The following is a 21968-nucleotide window of genomic DNA, read 5'->3' as shown; positions in this document are numbered from 1 at the left end:
ACGTTCCCACGCGTTACTCACCCGTCTGCCGCTGACACCACAAGGATGCCCGCTCGACTTGCATGTGTTAAGCCTGCCGCCAGCGTTCGCTCTGAGCCAGGATCAAACTCTCAAGTTGAAGAGTTAGATCTCAGGCTGATCACAACATAAACGGAGGCTCACGACCGACCGGCGTTTCCACCTGATCGTGTGAGCACCGAAACGTCAGACCAGCATCATCCTACTCACGATCCCACCCAGAAGGCAGGATCCGCAGGGACGACGCCGTCCACGCTTCTCTTTCTCGTATGAACTTGTCAAAGAGCGGGCCGGAGCAATCCGGCGATCATCGGCGACAACGGGACCAGCACCTGACCAAAGTCAGGCTTGCCGGCCCAGACTGTCGCGAAGACGGTTCAGCGCCCGGGCCGCGGAAGCGGCCGGCGCCGATGGGTGGTCGTATAGGCCCCGTTTCCCGGGGCGTCAACACTCGTTTGTCCGGCTCAGCTTCGAAAACTCCCCTCCCCGCTCCAGCGCGCCACCGCCTCGGCCAGTGTCAGCGGCCCCGTAGGGGACCGGATCGCCGAAGGCGTACCGCAGAACCGGGGCGCCGGTGCGGGCTGAATCGTGCCGTCGCGGGTGACGAAGGTCCCGCGCGCCGCGAGATGCGAGTGGTCCGCCGCTTCGCCGAGGGAGAGGACGGGCGCCACGCAGGCGTCGGTGCCCTCGAGGAGCCGGCACCACTCGTCGCGGGTCCGCTCAGTGAACAGGGCCTCCAGCTTGCGCTGCAGGATCGGCCACATCTCCGGATCGTCGCGCCGATCGAAATCCGGATCGGCATCGAGGCCGGTCAGGCGGCGGAAGAGCGCGTAGAATTGCGGTTCGAGCGGTCCGATCGCGAGGTGACGTCCGTCCCGGCAGGCATAGGTGCGGTACCAGGGCGCGCCGCCGTCGAGCAGGTTCGCCTCGCGCCGGTCGCTCCAGCGCCCCTGCGAGGCCAGCTCCGAGAACATCGCCATCAGGGAGGCGGCACCGTCGCAGATCGCCGCGTCGACGACCTGGCCGCGGCCCGTGCGCCCGGCCGAAAGCAGGCCGGCGAGGAGGCCCGCCACCAGGTAGAGCGAACCGCCGCCGTAATCGCCGACGAGGTTGAGCGGTGGTACCGGGCGCTCCGCCGGTCCGATCGCCGCCAGCGCCCCGGTGACGGCGATATAGGTGATGTCGTGCCCGGCCGATCTCGCCAGCGGCCCGTCCTGGCCCCAGCCGGTCATGCGGCCGTAGACGAGGCGCGGATTGCGCGCGAGCACGATGTCGGGCCCGAGGCCGAGCCGCTCCATCACGCCGGGCCGGAAGCCCTCGATCAGGGCGTCGGCGCGGTCCAGAAGCGCGAGGGTGCCGGCGCGGTCGCCCTCGTCCTTGAGGTCGACCGTCACGGTCGGGCGCCCGCGCGAGACGATGGTCTTCGAGTAGGGATCGCTGCCGCCGGGCCGATCGAGCCGCACCAGCTCGGCCCCCATATCGGCGAGCAGCATCGCCGCGAAGGGGCCGGGGCCGATCCCGGCGAACTCGACGATCCGCAGCCCCGCGAGCGGCCCGCCCTGGTGCGGCGGCTCCAGGCACTCCCCTCCCCCGATGACCGGTCGTCCGGCGTCTGTCGTCGCCTGTCCCGGCGCGCCTTGACGATGTCAGGTCCGCCCCATAGCGATGGGACCCATGTCCCGCCGGGTAGCAGATCGGTCCGCCCTTCACCATGGGCGCGAGGCGAAACGCGACGGGCCCACCCACCGGACGAGTGGGGTCACGACAAGGGAGGACGCGGCATGAAGGTCAACGGCGTAGCGGCCATCGTCACCGGCGGCGGATCGGGCCTGGGCGCGGCGACCGGACGGGCGCTGGCGGCGGCGGGCGCGAAGGTCGCGCTCCTCGACCTCAACGAGGGCGCGGCGGCCGAGGTCGCCGGCGAGATCGGCGGGATCGCCCTGCCCTGCGACGTCGCCGATGCGGGAAGCGCCGAGGCGGCGGTCGCCCGGGCCGCGGAGAGGCACGGGCCGGCCCGGATCCTGGTCAATTGCGCGGGCGTCGCGACCGCCGGCCGGATCGTCGGCCGCACCGGTCCGCTCGATCTCGCGGCCTATGCCAAGGTGATTCAGGTCAACCTGATCGGCAGCTTCAACCTGATGCGCCTCGTGGCGGCGGGCGCGCTCGCCCTCGATCCGCTGGAGGGAGGAGAGCGCGGCGTCATCATCTCCACCGCCTCGATCGCCGCCTACGAGGGCCAGGTCGGTCAGGCGGCCTACGCCTCCTCGAAGGCCGGCATCGTCGGCCTCACCCTGCCGGCGGCGCGGGAATTCGCGCCGTCGGGCATCCGGGTCTGCGCCATCGCGCCCGGCATCTTCGAGACGCCGATGCTGCGCGGCCTGCCGCAGGAGGTGCAGGATTCGCTCGGCGCCGCGGTCCCCTTCCCCTCGCGCCTCGGCCGGCCGGAGGAATACGCGCGGCTCGCGCTCGCGATCATCGACAACCCTATGCTCAACGGCGAGGTGATCCGCCTCGACGGGGCGTTGCGCATGCAGCCGAAGTGAGGGGGGACGCGATGCTGAGCGACGACCAGATCCTGATCCGCGACACCGCCCGCAGCTTCGCGCAGGAGCGCCTGAAGCCGTTCTCGGCCGAATGGGACCGCGAGGCGCGCTTTCCCCGCGAGGCGATCGCCGAGATGGGGGCGCTCGGCTTCATGGGCATGCTGGTGCCCGAGGAGCATGGCGGCGCGGCCGCCGACCACGTCGCCTACGCGCTCGCCATCGAGGAGGTGGCGGCGGGCGACGGCGCGGTCTCGACGGTGATGAGCGTGCACAACTCCGTCGGCTGCATGCCGATCCTGAAGTTCGGCAGCGACGAGCAGAAGGCGCGCTTCCTCGGACCGCTGGCCCGCGGCGAGCAGCTCGGGGCCTTCTGCCTGACCGAGCCGGGTGCGGGGTCGGACGCCGCCGCCCTCAAGACCCGGGCGCGGCGCTCCGGCAATGCCTGGGTGCTTTCGGGCACCAAGCAGTTCATCACCTCGGGGGCGAACGCCGACGTCGCGATCGTGTTCGCGGTGACCGATCCGGCGGCGGGCAAGCGCGGCATCTCGGCCTTCATCGTGCCGACGAAGACCCCGGGCTACAAGGTCGCGCGGATCGAGCACAAGCTCGGCCAGCGCTGCTCGGACACCGCCCAGATCGTGTTCGAGGAGATGGAGCTCACCCCCGACCTGATGCTCGGCCAGGAGGGCGAGGGCCTGAAGATCGCGCTCTCGAACCTCGAGGGCGGGCGGATCGGCATCGCCGCCCAGGCCGTCGGCATGGCGCGCGCGGCGTTCGAGGCGGCGCTGGCCTACGCGGGCGAGCGCGAGACCTTCGGCCAGAGGCTCAACCAGCACCAGGCGGTCGCCTTCCGCCTCGCCGACATGGCGACGAAGATCGAGGCGGCGCGGCTCCTGGTGCTCAACGCCGCGCGGCTGCGCGATGCCGGGCAGCCCTGCCTGAAGGAGGCGGCGATGGCCAAGCTCTTCGCCTCCGAGATGGCGGAGGCGGTGTGCTCCGACGCGATCCAGATCCACGGCGGCTACGGCTACCTCGCCGACTACCCGGTCGAGCAAATCTACCGCGATGTGCGGGTGTGCCAGATCTACGAGGGCACCAGCGACGTCCAGCGCATCGTGATCAGCCGGGCGCTGACGGCGTGACGGCGCCCGGTCGTTCGCACCCGCGGCGACCGGGCACGATGTCACGGCCGAAGATCGTAGATGGACAGCCGCTGCGCGAGGTGGACCCGACAAGACTGGTCCGTTCAGCGGCAGTTCATGGCCACGCTTGCGCAGGTGCAGGCATGGTCCCGATTTCGACGACGACGTCTATCGCCCGGCCTGGGCCGTCTCGTCCACGCCGCCGCGGCGCGGCGGCCGCGATTTAACGATTGCTTAGGTTTTTTAAGTTTGTGTCGAGGCTCGCTGGCGTTCCCACGCCGACCCGCCGGCAAGGAGCGTCGCGGTGCACCCTCGTCCCGACCGGGAGGCGGAACGCCTCTCCGCCCTGCGCGCCCTCGGCATCCTCGACACGCCGCCCGAGGCCCATTTCGACGCGGTCTGCCGGCTCGCCCGCACGCTGTTCCGCGTCCCTTACGCGTGGATCTCGCTGGTCGATGCCGAGCGGCTGTGGTGCAAGGCCGCCTCGGGCATCTCGTTCGGCCCGACCACCCGGGACGCGGCGTTCTGCGACCGCGTCATCCTGAGCGACGCGCCCCTCGTCGTCGAGGATGCGACGCAGGATCCGCGCTTCTCCGCGACCGCGCTCGTGACCGGCGAGGCGGGCGTACGGTTCTATGCCGGCGTTCCGCTGGTGATCCAGCCCGGACTGGCGCTGGGCACCCTGTGCCTCGCCGACACCGTGCCGCGCCGGCTCTCGGGCGACGACACGGCGCGGCTCTCCGACCTCGGCGACGTCGTGGTGGCGCAGCTCCGGCACTACGAGGCCCGCGCCGTCAGCCAGGCCGAGGCCCTGCGCCGGCGGGCGAGCGAGGAAGCCCTGGTCTCGGCCAACCGCAACCTGATGCTCGCCGAGCGGATGGCCCGGATCGGCCATTGGCGGGTCGACCTCGCTTCCGGCGCCCTGGCCTGGTCGGACGAGGTCTGCCGCATGCACGGCCGCGCGCCGGGCGATCCGGCCGCCACCACCAAGGAGGCGCTCGGCTACTACCACCCGGAGGATCGCGAGCGGGTCACCGCCCTCGTCGCCGAGGCGCGGGAGCGTCGGCAGGGCTTCTCGTTCAAGGCCCGGATCGTGCGGGCGGACGGCGAGGTCCGGGTCGTCGTCTCGCGCGGGATCTGCGAGCTGGACGAGGCCGGTGCAGGCACCGCCCTGTTCGGCACCGTGCAGGACGTGACCGAGATCGACCGCGCCGAGGCCGGCTTGCGCGCTAGCACCGCCCTCCTCGACGCCACCCTGGAGCACATGGACCAGGGCCTGATGATGATCGACCAGGCCGGCATCGTGCGGGTCTGCAACGAGCGCGCCATCGCGCTCCTCGACCTGCCGCGGGAGCTGATGCGCGACAGCCCCACCTTCGACGCGGTGCGACGCCATCAGGTCGCGAAAGGCGATTTCGCCCGCTGCGACGCTCCCTTGCGCGAGCAGATCGCGCACGCACCGATCACGCTGCATCCCCACACCTACGAGCGCGAGCGGCCGAACGGCACCGTCCTGGAGATCCGCACGGTGCAGCTCCCGACCGGCGGGGCGGTGCGCACCTACACCGACGTCACCGCCCGCAAGGCCGCGGACGCGCAGCTCGCCCACATGGCCCGGCACGACGGCCTGACCGGGCTGCCGAACCGGGCTCTGTTCCGCGACAGCCTCGACCGGCGCCTCGCCGCTCTACGGCGCCACGGCGGGGCCTGCGGCGTGCTCTGCCTCGACCTCGACGCGTTCAAGGCGGTCAACGACAGCCTCGGCCACTCCGCCGGCGACGCCCTGCTCCGGGAGGTCGCGGGGCGGATCCGCGACGCCCTGCGGCAGGAGGACCTGCCGGCGCGGCTCGGCGGCGACGAGTTCGCGGTCCTGCTCGGCGGCGAGGCTTGCACGGCGAGCGCCACCGCGACGGCCGAGCGCCTGGTCGCGGCCTTGCGCGCGCCGGTGGATCTCGGCGGGCGGCAGGCGAGCGTCGGCGTCAGCATCGGGATCGCCTTCGCGCCCGAGCACGGGCTCGACAGCGACACCCTGCTCAAGCGGGCCGACGTCGCGCTCTACCGGGCGAAGTCGGAGGGGCGCAACACCCACCGCCTCTTCGCCGCCGCCATGGACCAGGCTGCGCAAGAGCGCCAGCACCTCGCCCTCGACCTGCGCCTGGCGCTCCAGCGCGGCGAGTTCGCCCTGCACTACCAGCCGGTCTTCGACCTCGCGGCGGGCCGGGTCACGGCGGTCGAGGCGCTGCTGCGCTGGCACCATCCGGCCCGCGGCCTCCTCGGCCCCGGCGCTTTCCTGGACCTTGCCGAGGAGACCGGCCTTGCCGTGCCGCTCGGCGAGTGGGTCCTGCGCGGCGCCCTGCGCGACGCGCGGGCGCTCCCGCCGGGGATGCGGGTGGTGGTGAACGTCGCGGGCGCGCAGCTGCGCGTGCCCGGCCTCGCCGGCAGCGTCCGGGCCGCCCTGGCGGCGGCCGGGGCGTCACCGGCACGGCTGGAGCTCGACGTCGCCGAGGCCGCGCTCGCGGAGGGGAGCGGGCGGCTCGAGGAGCTGTCCGCCTTCGGGGTCGGGCTCGCCTTCGACGATTTCGGCGCCGGCGCCTCCTCCCTCGGCGCCCTGCGGCGCCTGCCCTTCGGGCGGATCAAGCTCGACCGGACGCTCGCGGCCGCGGCGGCCTCCTCGGAGGGCGCCGGCCTGCTGCGCGCGGTCGTCGGCCTCGGGTGCGCGCTCGGGCGAGAGGTCGTCGCCAAGGGGGTCGAGACCGAGGCGCAGCTCGCCGGGTTGCGAGCGGCGGGCTGCGCGGGGGCGCAAGGATTCCTGCTCGGCCGGCCGGCGCCGTTCGGCGAGCTCGCATCAGTGATCGGCGGCGCTCAGGGTGGACGCGAGGGCGGGCAAACGCACTGTCGCGGCGAACGCGTGTCCCGCTATCGGAACTGACACGTCCCCCTTTCTCTGGACACGGAGCCGACCTGTACGACCGGAACGTCGTGGAAGGAGATCCCGGACAGGAGTGGGCGTCAGAGGCGGCGGACCTCACGCGGCCCCCCGCACCTCCATCTCCGGCCGCGGCCCGGGACTCGCCTCGACGCGGTTGCGCCCGCCGCGCTTGCAGCGGTAGAGCGCGGCGTCGGCGCGGCCGATCAGGCTGTCGGTGCTCTCAGACGGCGCCAGGACGGCGACTCCGAAGGAGCAGGTGCGGGGGCCGACCTCCGGCAGGGCGGTGGCCTCGACGCGCTGGCGCAGGCGCTCGGCGATGGCGGTGGCCGCCGTGAGGTCGGTGGCCGGGCACAGCAGCATGAACTCCTCGCCGCCCCAGCGGCCGAGGACGTCGGTGGGCCGCACCGCGTCGCGCAGGAGCGCCGCGAAGGCGACCAGCACCCCATCGCCGATCGTGTGGCCGTAGCGGTCGTTGACCGCCTTGAAGTTGTCGACGTCGCCGAGGATCAGCGCCAGGGGAGCGCCGCTCGAGACCGCCCGCTCCGCCGCCTCGGCCAGGGCCTCGTCGAGCTTGCGCCGGTTGAACAGGCCGGTGAGCAGGTCGGTATGGGCCAGGGTCTCGAGGTCGCGGGTGCGCTCGGCGATCCGGTCCTGGAGCGTCGCGTTCATCTCGCGCAGGTCGCGCATCAGCGCGGCGTTCTCCTCGAAGGAGGAGCGCAGCCGCTCGCGCATGGTGTTGAGCGCGCTGGCCACCGCGTGCAGCTCGTTGCGCCCGCCGGCCTCGATCGTGAGCGGCGGCGCCGCCGCGAGGGTGTCGGCGTCGATCCGCGCGAGGTAGTCGCGGATCTGCCCCAGCGGCCTGCCGACCATGGTGCGGATCACCAGGTAGAAGATCAGCCACAGCATCGCCGACTTGATCGCCGAGTTGATCAGGATCACGACGAGCGTGTCCTTGACCTGCTCGATCGCGATGCTGTCGTCGGAATGGACGGTCCAGGAGCCGATCGGGTAGCGGCGGCCGTTCCCGTCGACGTGGACGACCGGGAAGGTGCGGCTGAAATGGGTGCCGAAGCCGCGGGCGGCCGACGGCGCGGCCTTCCGGCCGCCGCCGTGCCAGATCCGCCCGGACGCGTCGGTGACGATGCCGATCGCCTGGACGCGCCCGCCCGCCTCGTCCAGCACCTCGACCCCGACGACCGCCGGGATCTCGTGCATGCCGGTCAGGATGCCGCGCAGCACCTCGCCGTTGTAGCGCCACATGGCATCCTCGATGCCGGGGCTGAAGGTGCGCTGGAGCGCCGCCACGTCGTCCTGCAGGCGCTGGCTGGCGGCCCGGTAGGCGACGAGCATCTGCAACGCCGTGAGGCCGACCGCCACCACGACGTAGCAGCCGAAGATCACCCGCATCAGCCGGCCGGCGAGCGCCCGGTCGCGGGCCGGCGGCCCGGCGCCGAAGAGTCGGCGGACGACGCGACGGATCGCCATGCCCTACCCGAGGCTCCGGACGAGCCGGGCCCCTGGGGCGGACGCGGATGGAACGGCCGTGCTTAGCCCAAGCGTGCTCAGTCCAAGTCGGCAGCCTTCCGTTTCCATCTCTCGCTCCGCTCGTCCTGCTTCGATCGATCTTGTTAGACTCGGGACCGACATTCAAGATTCGATGAATCGCGGGGTTCGCATCCCCGTAGACATCGATTCTTAGACCATCTCCCCCGGAAACGGGGGATCCGCTGCGGCAAGGCGCGGATCCGGGGTGCGCAGTGCCCGCCTCGACCTCATCCGCGCCCAGGACGGACACGCCCGAGCCGTCCCGCGTCTTCCCGCGGACGCAGCCCCGGCTCAAGCGATTATCGGCAATCACGGCCGATTCGTCGGTGGAGGCTGGCGTGTCGGCATCAACTCCCGTCGGGATCCGGAAGCTCCGTTGCGGCATGGCCTGGGCGATCCCTGTGAGAGCGGGATGCTGTGGCCTGCACGACGCAGTGGAGCCGGCGCCGTTCGACGGGTTGAGACCTCGCGCCCGCCCTCAGGCCGGCACCGCCTCCTCCGGCATCAAGGTCCCTCCCCTCTCCTCCCGCCGGTCACGCACGCAGGCGACCATCGCCGCGAGGCCGAGGGAGGCCGGCAGGACCGCCAGGGAGGGGGCGGCGGCGAGCGAGGCGACCGCGGCGCCCGTCAGGCAGCCGCCGATCGCACCGAGATCCCAGCCGGTCTCGGCCCCGAGATGGAACCGGTAGGCGGCGCCGGAGCGCTTCGAGCGCTCGTAGATCGCGCTCATGATGACCGGGATGTAGAGGCCGTTGGCCGCCGCCCCCGCCGCGTTGGCGAAGTGGGCCGCCCCCGGCAGCCAGGACAGGCCGGTGCGCAGGGCGAAGGCCGCGGCGAGCGCCGCCGCGACCGCGGCCAGGGAGGCGCCGCGCCGGCCCCGGTCGATCGCCGCGCCGCAGGCGAGGCCGGCGACGATGCCGACGAGCGCCGCGAGCGAGCCCGACCAGGCGAAGGCCTCGTAATGCGAGCCGAGCGTGGTGAACAGCACCATCGGCCAGGCGAAGGTCAGGCCCGAGGCCATCCAGCCGTCGGCCGCGAAGGTCGCCATCCCGCGCCGGTCGGCGTCGCGGAACGAGGCCGCGAGCGTCGGGACCGGCCCGGCCTCGATCGCCCGCATCCGCAGGACCGGCAGGGCCGACAGGAGCAGGATCGCGCCGGCGATGGCGAAATCGGCCGAGGGCCCGAAGCGGGTCAGGATGAAGCCGCCGAGGAGCGGCGCCACCACGGCGATGAGGCCGGTCGCCGCCTGGCGGACGGCGATCTGCCGGCCGCGGGTCTCGCCGGCGGCGGTCACCGCGGAGGCCGCGTGCAGAATCGGCCAGTACAGCGATTCCGACAGGGCAACGACCCCGATCCAGGCGACGAGCCAGCGCGGGTCCGCGGCCTGGCTCAACGGCCAGAATTGCAGCGCGTTGACGGCGATGCCGAGGAGGAGGGCGCGCCGCAGGCCGAGGCGCCGCACCAGCGGCAGCACCGCGAGGCGCAGAGCGAACCGGGCCGCCAGGATGGCGGCGTAGACGCAGAGCGCCGCCGGCAGCCCGAGCCCGATCTTCATCAGGTAGGCGCCGACGAAGCCGCCGGCGAGGGAGGTGGCGGCTTGCGCCGCCGTGCAGTGGAGGGTGAGCCGATGGAACTGGCGGGAACTGGACACGAGCGAGGCCTCGGCCGGCGCTCGCAGGGAGCGGGCCGTGAGGGAGGGGACGAAGGTGAGGGACGTCGATCTATGAAAGAACATGGCCGCGCCGAGGCGGCCCGGCGCTGTGCGCCGGCAGGGCAGCCATTCGCCCGCCGCACGCGGCCGAACCGTCACAGGGCTGTCAGGCGAGCCAGGCGACGAGGAGCGACACCGTGACCACCGAGGCGAGGTGCGAGAGGAGGATCGCCCCCGAGGTCACGCCGGCCTCGAGCCCGTAGAGCTTGGCGAGCGTGAACGGCCCCGAGCCGATCGGCAGGGCGCTGAGCAGCAAAGCCGCCCGCGCCCACAGGTCGGGCACCGCGAACACCTTGTAGACGAGGAGCGCCGTCACCGCCGGTTGCAGCACCAGCTTGAGGACGACGAGCGCCGCCATCGGCCGGATGTCGGAGAGCACCACCCGCTCCTGGGCCAGGAAGAGCCCGATGCAGACGAGCGCGCACGGCGAGGCCGCGCCGCCGAGGAGCGCGGTAAAGCGCTCGACCGGGCCCGGCAGGGTGAGGCCGGTGAGCCCGACCGTGAGGCCGGCGAGCGGGGCGATCAGCAGCGGGTTGCGCAGGAGCGCCAGCACCACCTTGCGGGCGGTGCCGGACCCCGCTCCCTTCTGGAGGTCGAGCTCGATCAGCACGATCGCGAACAGGAACAGCACGCAGGCGGTGAACAGGGTCGTGATCACCGCCGCCGGCAGGCTCGCGGGCCCGAACACCAGGAGGCAGAGCGGGATGCCCATGAAGCCGACGTTGCTGTAGCCGGCATCCAGCCCCTCGATGCAGGCCTGCGCGCTGCGCAACGACCGCGCGCGCGCGAGGAGGTAGGCCACCGCGAAGGCCGTCGCGATGCCGCCCGCGAAGGCCGCCGCGAATCCGACCTGGGCGACCTGGTCCGGCGTGATCTTCGCCATCGCGCCGAACATCAGCGCCGGCAGGGCGAGGTAGATCGCGAAGCGGTTCAGGCTGTCGGCGGCGGCCGGCCCGAACAGCGCCGTGCGGCCGGACAGGAAGCCCGCCAGGATCAGCGCGAAGATGGGGAGGGCGGCGTTGAGGACGGCCTGCATCGGGGAGCGCCGGGACCGGGCGGAGCGCCGGCGAGAGCCGCTTTGGTCCAGCCTGGGCCGTGGCGCAAGCCGCCGAGCCCTGCGCCCGCGGCGGAGCGGGGCCGCGCCGCCCCGTCAGCGGATGCTGCCGATGGCCGATCCAAGCCCGTCGAGGGAGGTGGTGATCGTCACCGGGGCGCTCCCCTCCCGCACGCGGTAGCGGATGGTGACGCCGGCACGGGCCTTGATCTGGCGCACGAGCGCGGCGTCGAGGGGCAGGAAGCCGACGCAGAGGGCGGCGTCGCAGTTCGGCAGGCGGAGCACCATCTCCCGGCCGGCGACGTCGAGCGTGACGGTGCGGGACGGGAAGCCGACGACGGGCGCGCGCAGGACGAAGACCGGCTCGCCGCCCTGCGTCGCGGCGAGCGACCAGCTGAAGGCGAGGCCGCCGGTGGCGGTGACGATCGACTGCGAGGCGTTGCAGATGCGCCGCCGCTTCTCCTCGTCGCAGATCAGCGTCCAGCCGCCGAAGGTCTCGATCACCCGCCGCACCCCGGGCCGGGCCGGCGCGCCGGCGGCCGGCCTGATCCGGTAGCCGGGCTCGGGGAGCGCGGCCGTCGCCGCCGGCTCCTCCGGACGCGCCTCGGCGAGGCTGCCGCGCAGCTGCGCCGCGGCCGGCACCGGGGCGAGGAGGAGCAGCGCCGCGAGGAAGGCGGCCGGGCGGTCCGGTCGTCGCGCGGCGCGTGGGAGAGGGCGGTGCAAGCCTCGCCCTCAGTTCAGCGTGAAGCTCGCGCCGGCGCCGACGCCGAAGTCGCGGCCGGCGGCGACACCCGTGGCGTTCACCCGCGCCCAGCCGTCCGGCAGGGTGTAGCCGAGGCCGAAGGAGGCCGCGCTCTCGCCGCGCCAGACGCCGCCGCCCGCCGCGACGCTCAGCTTGCCGGGCCGGTCGTCGAAGCGCAGGGCCGCCGCCGCAAGGCCGATCGCCGCCGACCGCCGGGCCTCGCCGCGCACCTCGCCGACCTGGCGGTTGAGGTCCGCGAGCTGGCTGCCGAAGGCGGTCATCTGGCGCTGGAGCGGCGCCACCGCGGCGTCGGTATAGGCGGTGGCCGCGGTGTAGGAGGCGGCGACGCTGCGGTCGGTATAGGCGTTGGCGTCGGCCCGGGCCTGGGCCGCGGCCTGGGTCACCTGGCCGAGATTGGCCGCGTCGGTCGGCAGGATGCCGGAGGCGACGTTGCGGATCAGCACCGGCTGGTTCGGGTCGCCGCCGGCCAGCGTCATCGACTGGCCGCGCCCGCCGGTCGCCGGATCGACGTCGTAGCGCGCCCCGAAGGTGTCGACGGCCCCGAGCGCCGCGCCGACGCTGGCGTATTGCTGCCCGCCGACCGCGTAGGACGGCGCCGTGAAGGTGCCGTCGGCGGAGAACCCCGCCCCGCCGCCGAGCGCCCCGGCGAGGCCGCCGCCGACCGCCCGCAGCTGCCGCAGGTTGACCGCGTCGGTGTCCTGCGTGGCGCCGGCGACGTTGGTGATCTGCCGCTCGGCGCCGACGTCGCCGACCGAGACCGCGCCCTGGCTCGAGGCGACGGCGACGCCGGAGAACGCCTCGGCGGCACCGTTGAGGCCGGCTCGGCTCGCCACCGCGCCGGCGCCGAGCGCCACGCCGCGGCCCGCGGTCGTGACGGCGCCCGGGCCGATCGCCACCGTGTCGGCGCCCTTGGCCTGGGCGGCCGGACCGGTGCTGTTGACCGCGACGTAGCGGCTGCCGCTGGTGTTGAGGGTGGTCACCGCCGCGTCGAGGCTGCCGAGCGCGCCGCCGACCGAGTCGTAGCTGCCGCCCTGCACGGTGAAGCGCGGCAGGGTCAGCGTGCCGTCGGCGGCGACCCCCGCCCCGCCCCCGAGGGAAGCGGCGAGCGAGGCGGTGACGCTGTAGATCTGGCCGCCGTTGACGCCCTCCTGGCTGCCGGCCGCGATCCGGCCGGCGCCGATCCCGGTGAGCGTGCGGGCCGCGCCGCTGCGGTCGGCGAAGGCGACCGTGGTGCCGTCGGTGCCGGCGCCGACGGTGAGGCCGCGCGAGGCCGGGTCCTGCTGGACGAGCCCGACCGCGCCCTGCTGGATCGCGGTGTTGAGCGTCGCGACCTGCTGGTTGGTGGCGTAGAGCTGGCCGCCGTTGACGGCCTCGGTCGAGCCGGCCGCGAGGCTGCCGGCGGCGACGCCGGTCACGGTCCGCGCGTCACCCGCGACGTTGACGAGGCTGAGGCTGGTGCCGCCGGTCGCCGCCGCGATGCTGAGCGCGCCGGTCGTCTGGTCCTGGCGCAGCAGGCCGATCGTGCCGGCGGCGATCCCGCCGCTCAAGGACGCGACCCGCCGGTCGGTCGCGAACAGCTGGCCGCCATTGACCGCGTCGGTCGAGCCGGCGGCAAGCCGCCCCGCCGCGACGCCGCGCACCGCGACCGGGCTCGCCCCGCCCCTAGCGAGGTCGACCGCGCCGGTCGGGTTGCCGGCGGCATCGGTCACGTACTGCACGGCCAGATTGTTCGTCGCCGCGAGCGCGCCGCCGACATCGGCGTAGCTGCGCCCGCCGACGCTGTAGCTCGGGGCGGTGAAGGCGCCGGTGACTGGATCGTAGGATGCGCCGCCGCCGAGACCCGCGCCGAGCGCGTTGCCCGACAGGCGCAGCTGCCCGACCGTCGCGGCGTCGCTGTCGATCAGGCCCGCCGAGAGGCCGGCGAGGCGGCGGGTCCCTTGCGTGCCGGTGAGGTCGACGAGCGTGCCGTCGGTGGTCCCGCCGACGGTGAGGGTGCGGCTCGCCGGATCCTGCTGCACGAGGCCGACCGCACCGGTGGCAAGCCCGGCGCTCAAGGAGGCGAGGCCGGCGGTGTTGCCCGCCACCTGCTGGTTCGTGGCGTAGAGCTGGCCGCCGTTGACCGCATCGGTCGAGCCGGCCGCGAGGCTGCCGGCGGCGACGCCGGTCACGGTCCGCGCGCCGCCCGAGGCGTTGACGAGGCTGAGGCTGGTGCCGCCGGTCGAGCCGGCGATGCTGAGCGCGCCTGTGACCGGGTCCTGGCGCAGCAGCCCGATCGTGCCGGCGGCGATCCCGCCGCTCAAGGACGCGACCTGCTGGTTCGTCGTGAACAGCTGGTCGCCGTTGACGGCGTCGGTCGAGCCGGCGGTAAGCCGCCCCGCCGCGACGCCGCGCAAGGCGATCGGGCTCGTCCCGCCCTTGGCGAGATCGACCGCGCCGGTCGGGTTGCCGGCGGCATCGGCCACGTACTGCACCGCCAGATTGTTCGTCGCCGCGAGCGCCGAGCCGACGTTGCTGTAGCTGCGCCCGCCGACGCTGTAGCTCGGCGCCGTGAAGGCGCCGGTGACCGGATCGTAGGCCGCCCCGCCGCCGAGGCCGGAGCCGAGCGCGTTGCCCGACAGGCGCAGCTGGCCGAGCGTGGCGGCGTCGCTGTCGATCAGGCCCGCCGACAGGCCGGCGAGGCGGCGGGTCCCTTGGGTCCCGGTGAGATCGACGAGGGTGCCGTCGGCGGTCTTGCCGACCGTGAGCGCGCGGCTCGCCGGGTCCTGCTGCACGAGGCCGATCGTGCCGGCCTGCACGCCCTGGCGCAGGTCGCCGAGGCCGGCCGTGTTCGTCGCGATGGCGGCGGCATTGCCGGCGACGCGCTGGTTGGTGTCGTAGAGCTGGGCCCCGGTCACCGCGTCGGTCGAGGTCGCCGCGACGGCGCCGGCCCCGAGCCCGGTGAGGAGGCGCACGTCGCCGGCGCCGTTGCGCAGGGAGACGCGGCTGCCCGGCGTCGCGGCGCCGACCGTGATGTCGCCGCTCGCCGGATCCTGCCGGACGAGGCCGACCGTGCCGGCCGCCACCGCGGTCTGGAAGGCGGAGCCGGCCGCCCCGCTGGTGTCGATCCGCTGGCTCAGGTCGTAGAGCTGGGTGCCGTTGACCGCGTCGAGGGAGCCCGCGGCGACCCGGCCGGCGGCGACGCCGGTGAGCGTGCGGGCCGTGCCGGCGCCGTTCGTGAAGTCGGCGAGCACGCCGTCGGTCCCGGCGCCGACCGTCAGCGCCCGGCTTGCCGGATCCTGCCGGACGAGGCCGATCGTCCCGGTCACCACGCTCTGGCGCAGGTCGGCGAGGCCGCCGGCATTCGCCGCGACGCCGCTCGCGGTGCCGGCGACCTGCTGGTTGGTGGCGTAGAGCTGGTCGCCGTTGACCGCGTCGGTCGAGCCGGCGGTAAGCCGCCCCGCCGCCACGCCGCGCATCGCGACCGGGCTCGCCCCGCCCTTGGCGAGGTCGACCGTGCCGGTCGGGTTGCCCGCGGCATCGGCCACGTACTGCACGGCCAGATTGTTCGTCGCGGCGAGCGCGGAACCGACGTTGCTGTAGCTGCGCCCGCCGACGCTGTAGCTCGGGGCCGTGAAGGCGCCGGTGACCGGATCGTAGGCCGCCCCGCCGCCGAGGCCGGAGCCGAGTGCGTTGCCCGATAGGCGCAGCTGCCCGACCGTCGCGGCGTCGCTGTCGAGGAGACCTGCCGAGAGGCCGGCGAGGCGGCGGGTCCCTTGGGTCCCGGTGAGGTCGACGAGGGTGCCGTCGGCGGTCTTGCCGACCGTGAGCGCGCGGCTCGTCGCGTCCTGCTGCACGAGGCCGATCGTGCCGTTGGCAAGACCGGTGTTCAGGTTCGACAGGCCGGCGGTATTACCCGCCACTTGCTGGTTCGTCGCGTAGAGCTGGCCGCCGTTGACGGCGTCGATCGAGCCGGCCGCGAGGCTGCCGGCGGCGACGCCGGTCACGGTCCGCGCGTTGCCCGAGGCGTTAACGAGGCTGAGGCTGGTGCCGCCGGTCGCCGCCGCGATGCTGAGCGCGCCGGTCGCCGGGTCCTGGCGCAGCAGGCCGATCGTGCCGGCGGCGATCCCGCCGCTCAAGGACGCGACCTGCTGGTTGGTCGTGAACAGCTGGTCGCCGTTGACGGCGTCCGTCGAGCCGGCGGCAAGCCGCCCCGCCGCGACGCCGCGCAAGGCGATCGGGCTCGTCCCGCCCTTGGCGAGGTCGACCGTGCCGGTCGGGTTGCCGGCGGCATCGGCCACGTATTGCACGGCCAGATTGTTCGTCGCAGCGAGCGCGGAGCCGACGTTGCTGTAGCTGCGCCCGCCGACGCTGTAGCTTGGCGCCGTGAAGGCGCCGGTGACCGGATCGTAGGCCGCCCCGCCGCCGAGGCCGGAGCCGAGGGCGTTGCCCGAGAGGCGCAGCTGCCCGAGCGTGGCGGCGTCGCTGTCGATCAGGCCCGCCGACAGGCCGGCGAGGCGGCGTGTCCCTTGCGTGCCGGTGAGATCGACGAGGGTGCCGTCGGCGGTCTTGCCGACCGTGAGCGCGCGGCTCGTCGCGTCCTGCTGGACGAGGCCGATCGTGCCGTTGGCAAGACCGGTGTTCAGGTTCGACAGGCCGGCGGTATTGCCCGCCACCTGCTGGTTCGTCGCGTAGAGCTGGCCGCCATTGACTCCGTCGGTCGAGCCGGCCGCGAGGCTGCCGGCGCCGACGCCGCGCAACGCCACCGGGCTCGATCCGCCCTTGGCGAGATCGACGGTGCCGGTCGGGCTGCCGGCGGCATCCGGCACGTACTGCACCGCCAGGTTGTTGGACGCGCCGAGGGCCGCGCCGACGTCGCTGTAGCTGCGCCCGCCGACGCCGTAGCTCGGAGCGACGAAGGCGCCGGTGACCGGATCATAGGCGGCGCCGCCGCCGAGCGCGGAGCCGGTGGCGCGCAGTTGGCGGAACGCGACCGCGTCGTTGTCGAGGACGCCGGAGGCGAGCCCGGTGAGGCGGCGCGCTCCCTGCGTGCCGGTGAGGTCGACGAGGGTGCCGTCGGTGGCCTTGCCGACCGTGAGCGCGCGGCTCGTCGCGTCCTGCTGCACCAGGCCGATCGTGCCGTTGGCGAGACCCGTGTTCAGGCTCGACAGGCCGGCGGCGTTGCCCGCCACCTGCTGGTTCGTCGCGTAGAGCTGGCCGCCATTGACCGCGTCGGTCGAGGTCGCCGTGGTGATGTCGCCGGGCGCGACGTTGTGCAGGCCGACCGGGCGGCCCCCCGTCGCGCCGACGAGGGTCACGTCGTTCGAGGGCACGGCCGGATTGGCGACGGTGGGGTTCGCGGTGGTTGAGTAGCGCAGCGGCATCTGCGACAGGGCGACGGCGCCGCTGTCGACGGTGGCCGGGGCAAGCCCGGTGATCGACACGGCGGAGCCGACCGCACCGCCGCGGGTGAGGTCGACGCTGGGCAGCCGGGTGCCGCCGCCGTCCCGGTCGTAGCGCAGCGCGAAGGTATCGATCGCCTGGATGGCGTCCGTCGCCTTGGCGTAGGACGTCCCGCCATAGCCGAAGCTCGGCGCCGAATAGGCGCCGGTGGCGGGGTCGAAGCTGCCGCCGAGCGAGCCCGCCAGGCTGTCGCCGACCATGCGCAGTTGGCGCAGGTTCACCGCGTCGGTCGCGTTCGTGGCGCCGGCGACGTTGGTGATCTGGCGCTCGAATCCCGCGCTGCCGACCGAGAACTCGGTGTTGTTGGCGCCGAGCGCGTTGCCGCTGAACACCTCGTTGCCCGACATCGAGCCGCGCAGGGCCGAGGACCCGGCGCCGACCGCGACGGAGCGGGCATTGGACGCCCTCGCCCCGCTGCCGAGCGCCACGGCCGAGCCGCCGAGGGCGGTCGAGGTATCGCCGATCGCGATGTTGCTCGCAGACGAACCGGCACCGGTGCCGTCGCTGATCGTCTCGCCGGCGACCGACAGGCGCCCGATCGCGATCGCATCCTTGCCGTAGGCGCTGGCGACAAAGCCCTGCGCGAAGGAATAGGGGCCGATGGCGTAGGTCTGGCGGCCGAGCGCCATGGCGATGTCGCCATTCGCCAGGTTGTTCGTGCCGATGGCCATCGACGAGCGCCCGGGGGCGGCGTTGCTGTAGCCGATCGCGAGGCCGAAGCTGCCGGCGGCCGCGTTGTTCGAGCCGATCGCGGTCGAGTTGAAGGTGCCGCTCCCGGCGGTGTTCTTGTAGCCGATCGCGACGCCGCCCGCGTTGCCGACCGAGGATCCCTTGCCGACCGCCGTGCCGGACGGGGTGGCGCCGGCATTCGTTGTCTCGTTGACCGGAATCGAGGCGCCGTTGCTCCCGGTCTGGAGGTTCGAGGGGTTGCTCCCGACAGCGGCATTGCCGACGCCGTTGCCGTCGCGGTAGTTGATGATGCCCTGATTGGTGCCCGCGGATTGCGCGCTCGTGCCGGAGCCGATCGCCACCGAGCCGGCGCCGCCGGAATTCGCATTGTAGCCGCCGGCAAAGGATTCGTCGCCGCCGGCCGTCGCGTTCGGGCCGACCGCCGTGGCGTTGTTTCCGCCAGCGGACGTGCCCGCGTTGGAAGCGGCCGTGTAGGGTGGTTGTTGAGCCTGGGCCCCGGCCGTGCAGGCGAGGCCAAGGCCGACCGTCACGGCGGTCGTCGCCAGGAGTTCGCGGCGCAGCAACGGGCTCGGACGGCGATACGCACTGAACATGGCGACAGGGAGCCTCCAAGACGCGCGATGAACAGACCTCGGGCCGGCAGGGCCCGAAGCAGAACCGTCGCGAACACGTATTCATTGATGTGTCGTGTCGGCGGCCCCGGATCCTCGGCTCGACTGGTGGTCCGGGATCGGCGCGGCCGCTCGACGCCTCTTGATAGCGCCGAGCCGTTGAAAAATCTCTTAAGGCTAATTTTTGGTCGTCGATCGGATTGTGCACGGCGGGGCCGAGGATTGATCGCCCCACTCCGTCCGAGTGGATCTTTCGGGGTGATGCTCCGATGGAGTTCCGCCCGACTTGCTCGACGGTATCGACACGCCGCCCAAGAACGAGGAAGGGCCCGTGCGGCCTATGCCGTACGGGCCCTTCTCATACGACTTCCGATTGATTGCTTCGCGCTGCGGAAGTCGGCTTCGCTCAGGCGCCGAGCCGGCTCGTGATACGATTTCCGATTGATTGCTTCGCAATGCGGAAGCCGGCTTCGCTCGAGCGCCGCGCCGGTTCGCGATGCAATTTCCGGAAGTGATCGTCCGGGATTTGCATCATGAGGCCTATATCCCCGGCCTAACCCTGTGGGCTCAGCCGATGCTGCCGGCGCCGAAGGTGGTGTCGCCGAAGGTCGAGCGCCCTTCCGTCGCGCCGTATTGCAGGTAGTGCTGCATCGGGTCGATCCTGGCCTGCGCCACGTCGCCGTATGCCGCCAGATACGCGGTCGTGTCGAAGCCCTTCGACGGGTCGCGGCCTTCCTTCCAGCCGTACTGGTCGTAGTGCATCAGCGGGTCGATGTTGGCCGCCCGCACGTCGCGGTAGGCGTCGAGGTAGCCCTTGGTGTCGAACACCGCGTTCGGGTTGCGCCCCTCCTTCCAGCCGTAGGTCTGGTAGTGCTGGTAGGCGTAGGCGAACGAGTCGCCGCCGACCGCGATCGCCGCGCGGGCGACGTCCGGGTTCGACAGAAGGTAGTACTCGGCGTCGAAGCCCGGATGCGCCGCCAGATCGCCGGTCTTGCCGATCGCCGCGTAGGCCTGCCGGCCCTCGTCCTGGCCGTACTCGATGAAGTGCTTGAGCGGGTCGATGCCGGCAGCCTTCACGTCCGGGTTGCGGGCGAGATAGAACTCGTTGTCGAAGGCGGCGGAGGGATCGCGGCCCTCCTTCCAGCCGGCCTGGTCGTACTGCTCCAGGGGGTTCTGGCCGGAGGCGCGGACGGTCGGGTTGGCGGCGAGGTAGCCGGTGGTGGAGAAGAGCGCGTTGGGGTCGCGGCCCTCCTTCCAGCCGTAGATGGCGTAGTGGGCGTCGGCATCCTGGCCGGCGGCCAACACGTCCTTGTAATTCGCCAGGTAGAACAGGTCGTCGACGAGCGGCGCGCCGTCGCCGGTCACCACCGTGGCGTCGGTGAACTGGAACCGCTCGAAGCCCGTCACGGTGCTTCGGCTGTTGCCGGCGCTGACCACGTCGCGGCCGTTCTCGGCGCTCACCCGGGCATCGGCGAGACGGACATCGAACATGGCGGTGTCGGTGCCGGTGCCGCCCGACAGCACGTTGGTGCCGCTGCGGCCGTTGATCGTGTCGTTGCCCGCGCCGCCGAGGATCAGGTCGTCGATGGCGCTGCCGGTCAGCGTGTCGTTGCCGGCGGTGCCGCGGATCGTGCGGTCCTGGGTCATCAGCATCAGCTGGCCGCCCTCGACCAGCTCGCCGCCCAGGCTGTAATGCGCCTGGGTGTCGAGGAGGTAGGCGGCCCGGCCCGGCGCGCCGAAGATCGTGCTGACGTCGACGATTCCGGAGGATTCCTCGTCCTGGTTGAACGGCGCCACCGGGGTCGTGCCGAAGCGGGCCGGGTCGTGCTGGGCGATCTCGGTCAGCGCGGCGGTGGCCGGATCGTACTGGAAGACCTTGGCGATGCGGGGGTTGTTGCCCGGATCCTCCTGCAGGATGACCTTGCCGTCGGCAGTCACCGTCAGGTTGTCGAGCATCACCTGGCCTTCGGTCCCGCGCAGCACCTCCTTGATGGTGCCGCCGAGCTCGGGCCGGGTGACGTCGGTGAACTCGAGCGCCCACAGCCGCGACGGGCTGGTGATGGCGTTCGTGGTGTTGAAGTAGAAGCGGTTGGGGTTGCTCGGATCCCAGGAGCCGTCCTCGGGCCGCAGGAAGGTCGAGACGCCCTCGGCGTCGCTCTCGGCCTGGAGCTGCGCGCCGGTCATCCGCGAGACGTCGCCGTTCGGCCCCATCTCCTGCAGGCTGAAGGCGGCGCCGGCGGCGTCGAGCGAGGTCGCGTTGGTCTCGACCAGCACCGACGGCACCTTGATGCCGTAGAGCTTGCCGTTGGTGAGGCCCGCCTTCTCGATCTCGGTGCCGCTCGCCTGCTTGGTGCCGACATAGACGTAGAGCTGGCCGGTCGCCGAATCGTCGGTGCCGATCGTCACGGTCTTCGCGCCGGAGGCGGGACTCGCGACCGAGTTCTCGAACGAGAGCTTGCCGAGGCGCGGCAGCTCGTAGATCCGGCCGGCCTCGGGGCCGTCGACGATCCAGGCGAGCGCCCGGCCCTCGGCCCCGCTCTCCTCGCCGTTCATGAAGATGCGGGCCTTCGTGCCGAGCCCGGTCGATGCGTCGAAGAAGGCCGAGACCGCCGGCAGGTCGGCCGAGCACAGGCGGCCGAGCGCGGTCGTGCCGAGCTGGTAGGCGCCGGTCGCGGCGTTGAAGCCGTAGTAGCTGGTGCCGAGGTCGCCGGCCGAGAGGACCTTCAGGCTCGCCTTGTCGACGATCAGCCGGTCGACGAAGGCGCCGGCCGAGCCGTGCGCCCGGACCACGCCGGAGGTGGCGCCGATCTCGTGGTTGACCAGCACCGTGGCGGTGCCGTCGCCGTTGTCGAAGGCGCCGATGCCGTCCGGGATGCCGACGAAGCGCCAGGGGGTGCCGTCGGCCTTGACCGAGCCGGGGACGGTGTCGCCGACGCTCAGGATCGACGTGAAGCCGATGGTGCCGGTGCTCGGCACGAGGTAGGGAGTCTGGGTCGTCGAGGGGCCGATGGCCATGGGTGGTGCCTCCTTGGAATGTTTCCAGGGCGGCCTATAGACGCGCTTGAGCAACAGTTCAGTGACGCACGGTCACGTTGCACGCTCGGCCGGCTCGATTAATCCGCGCTCCTGTCGTCGCGCCGGCCGCGACGAGGAGGGCGGTGGAGCCGGGCCGGGCGATCGGCTAGAACGAAAAAAGAACAGGCGGGCCGGCGGTTTACGGCCGCGCTTGAGGTCGCGGGATGGCGGCGGGAGACAACGGGATGGCGATGCGGACGACCTTCATGGTGCAGACGTTCGAGGTGCACCGGAAGCGGTTGCGGCCGGGCGCGCGCGACGTGGCGCCGACGGAGAGCGGGGCGCTCAAGCGCGCCGAGGCGATCGCCGGGCGGATGCCGGGCGCGGCGGCTCTGCGCATCGTCGCCGACGACGAGACCGGCGAGCTCGAGAGCGTGACGATCCTCGGGCAGTTCGGCGAGATCCCGGAGGACTTCGCCGAGCAGATCAGCGGCGGGTGAGCGAGGAG

General features: G+C 72.9%; 11 protein-coding genes and 1 rRNA gene. 4 read left to right on the top strand and 8 right to left on the bottom strand.

Translation table 11 applies throughout. The annotated features are described in order from the left end of the window. Both ACS5PV_RS24980 and ACS5PV_RS24975 read right to left on the bottom strand, forming a co-directional pair. A 16S ribosomal RNA gene (locus tag ACS5PV_RS24980) occupies positions 1–118 on the bottom strand; the annotation flags it as partial. A gap of 364 nt (positions 119–482) precedes the next feature. Further along, entirely contained in the window at positions 483–1613 is a 1131-nt protein-coding gene (locus ACS5PV_RS24975) for a CaiB/BaiF CoA transferase family protein (RefSeq protein WP_455398049.1), read from the bottom strand. A 186-nt stretch (positions 1614–1799) separates the two neighbouring features. Between ACS5PV_RS24975 and ACS5PV_RS24970 the strand changes: the two genes are divergently transcribed. From ACS5PV_RS24970 to ACS5PV_RS24960, 3 genes are all read left to right on the top strand, one after another. After that, complete coding sequence (locus ACS5PV_RS24970) at positions 1800–2561, top strand: SDR family NAD(P)-dependent oxidoreductase (RefSeq protein ID WP_455398046.1); 762 nt, start codon at positions 1800–1802, stop codon at positions 2559–2561. An 11-nt stretch (positions 2562–2572) separates the two neighbouring features. Then, the gene (locus tag ACS5PV_RS24965; protein WP_455398045.1) at positions 2573–3703 is read left to right on the top strand and encodes an acyl-CoA dehydrogenase family protein; all 1131 of its coding nucleotides are present in this window, start codon (positions 2573–2575) and stop codon (positions 3701–3703) included. A gap of 304 nt (positions 3704–4007) precedes the next feature. Next, positions 4008–6632: a sensor domain-containing phosphodiesterase gene (locus ACS5PV_RS24960; protein ID WP_455398044.1), complete on the top strand. Its 2625-nt coding sequence runs from the start codon at positions 4008–4010 to the stop codon at positions 6630–6632. A gap of 96 nt (positions 6633–6728) precedes the next feature. On the opposite strand, the gene ACS5PV_RS24955 is transcribed toward ACS5PV_RS24960, so the two are convergent. From ACS5PV_RS24955 to ACS5PV_RS24930, 6 genes are all read right to left on the bottom strand, one after another. After that, positions 6729–8117 carry a diguanylate cyclase gene (locus tag ACS5PV_RS24955; RefSeq protein WP_455398043.1) on the bottom strand — a complete coding sequence of 463 codons (1389 nt, stop codon included), beginning with the start codon at positions 8115–8117 and terminating at the stop codon, positions 6729–6731. Positions 8118–8655: 538 nt separating this feature from the next. Further along, on the bottom strand, positions 8656–9828 hold the full coding sequence (locus ACS5PV_RS24950; protein ID WP_455398042.1) for an MFS transporter: 1173 nt from the start codon (positions 9826–9828) through the stop codon (positions 8656–8658). Between the two features lie 166 nt (positions 9829–9994). Continuing rightward, positions 9995–10924 (bottom strand): AEC family transporter, encoded by a 930-nt coding sequence (locus ACS5PV_RS24945; protein ID WP_455398041.1) that lies wholly within the window; start codon positions 10922–10924, stop codon positions 9995–9997. 114 nt (positions 10925–11038) lie between these two features. Further along, complete coding sequence (locus ACS5PV_RS24940) at positions 11039–11665, bottom strand: invasion associated locus B family protein (protein WP_455398040.1); 627 nt, start codon at positions 11663–11665, stop codon at positions 11039–11041. A gap of 9 nt (positions 11666–11674) precedes the next feature. Further along, the gene (locus tag ACS5PV_RS24935) at positions 11675–18427 is read right to left on the bottom strand and encodes a hypothetical protein (protein ID WP_455398039.1); all 6753 of its coding nucleotides are present in this window, start codon (positions 18425–18427) and stop codon (positions 11675–11677) included. Positions 18428–19012: 585 nt separating this feature from the next. Next, complete coding sequence (locus ACS5PV_RS24930) at positions 19013–21460, bottom strand: hypothetical protein (RefSeq protein ID WP_455398038.1); 2448 nt, start codon at positions 21458–21460, stop codon at positions 19013–19015. A 245-nt stretch (positions 21461–21705) separates the two neighbouring features. Here ACS5PV_RS24930 and ACS5PV_RS24925 point away from each other — a divergent pair, with 245 nt between their 5' ends. Then, a complete protein-coding gene (locus ACS5PV_RS24925; protein ID WP_093566629.1) occupies positions 21706–21960 on the top strand; it encodes a hypothetical protein in 255 nt (84 codons plus the stop codon). Positions 21961–21968 lie beyond the last annotated feature (8 nt).

The sequence above is a fragment of the Methylobacterium sp. Gmos1 genome (assembly GCF_053764715.1).
This window is presented reverse-complemented; position numbering and strand designations above follow the sequence as displayed.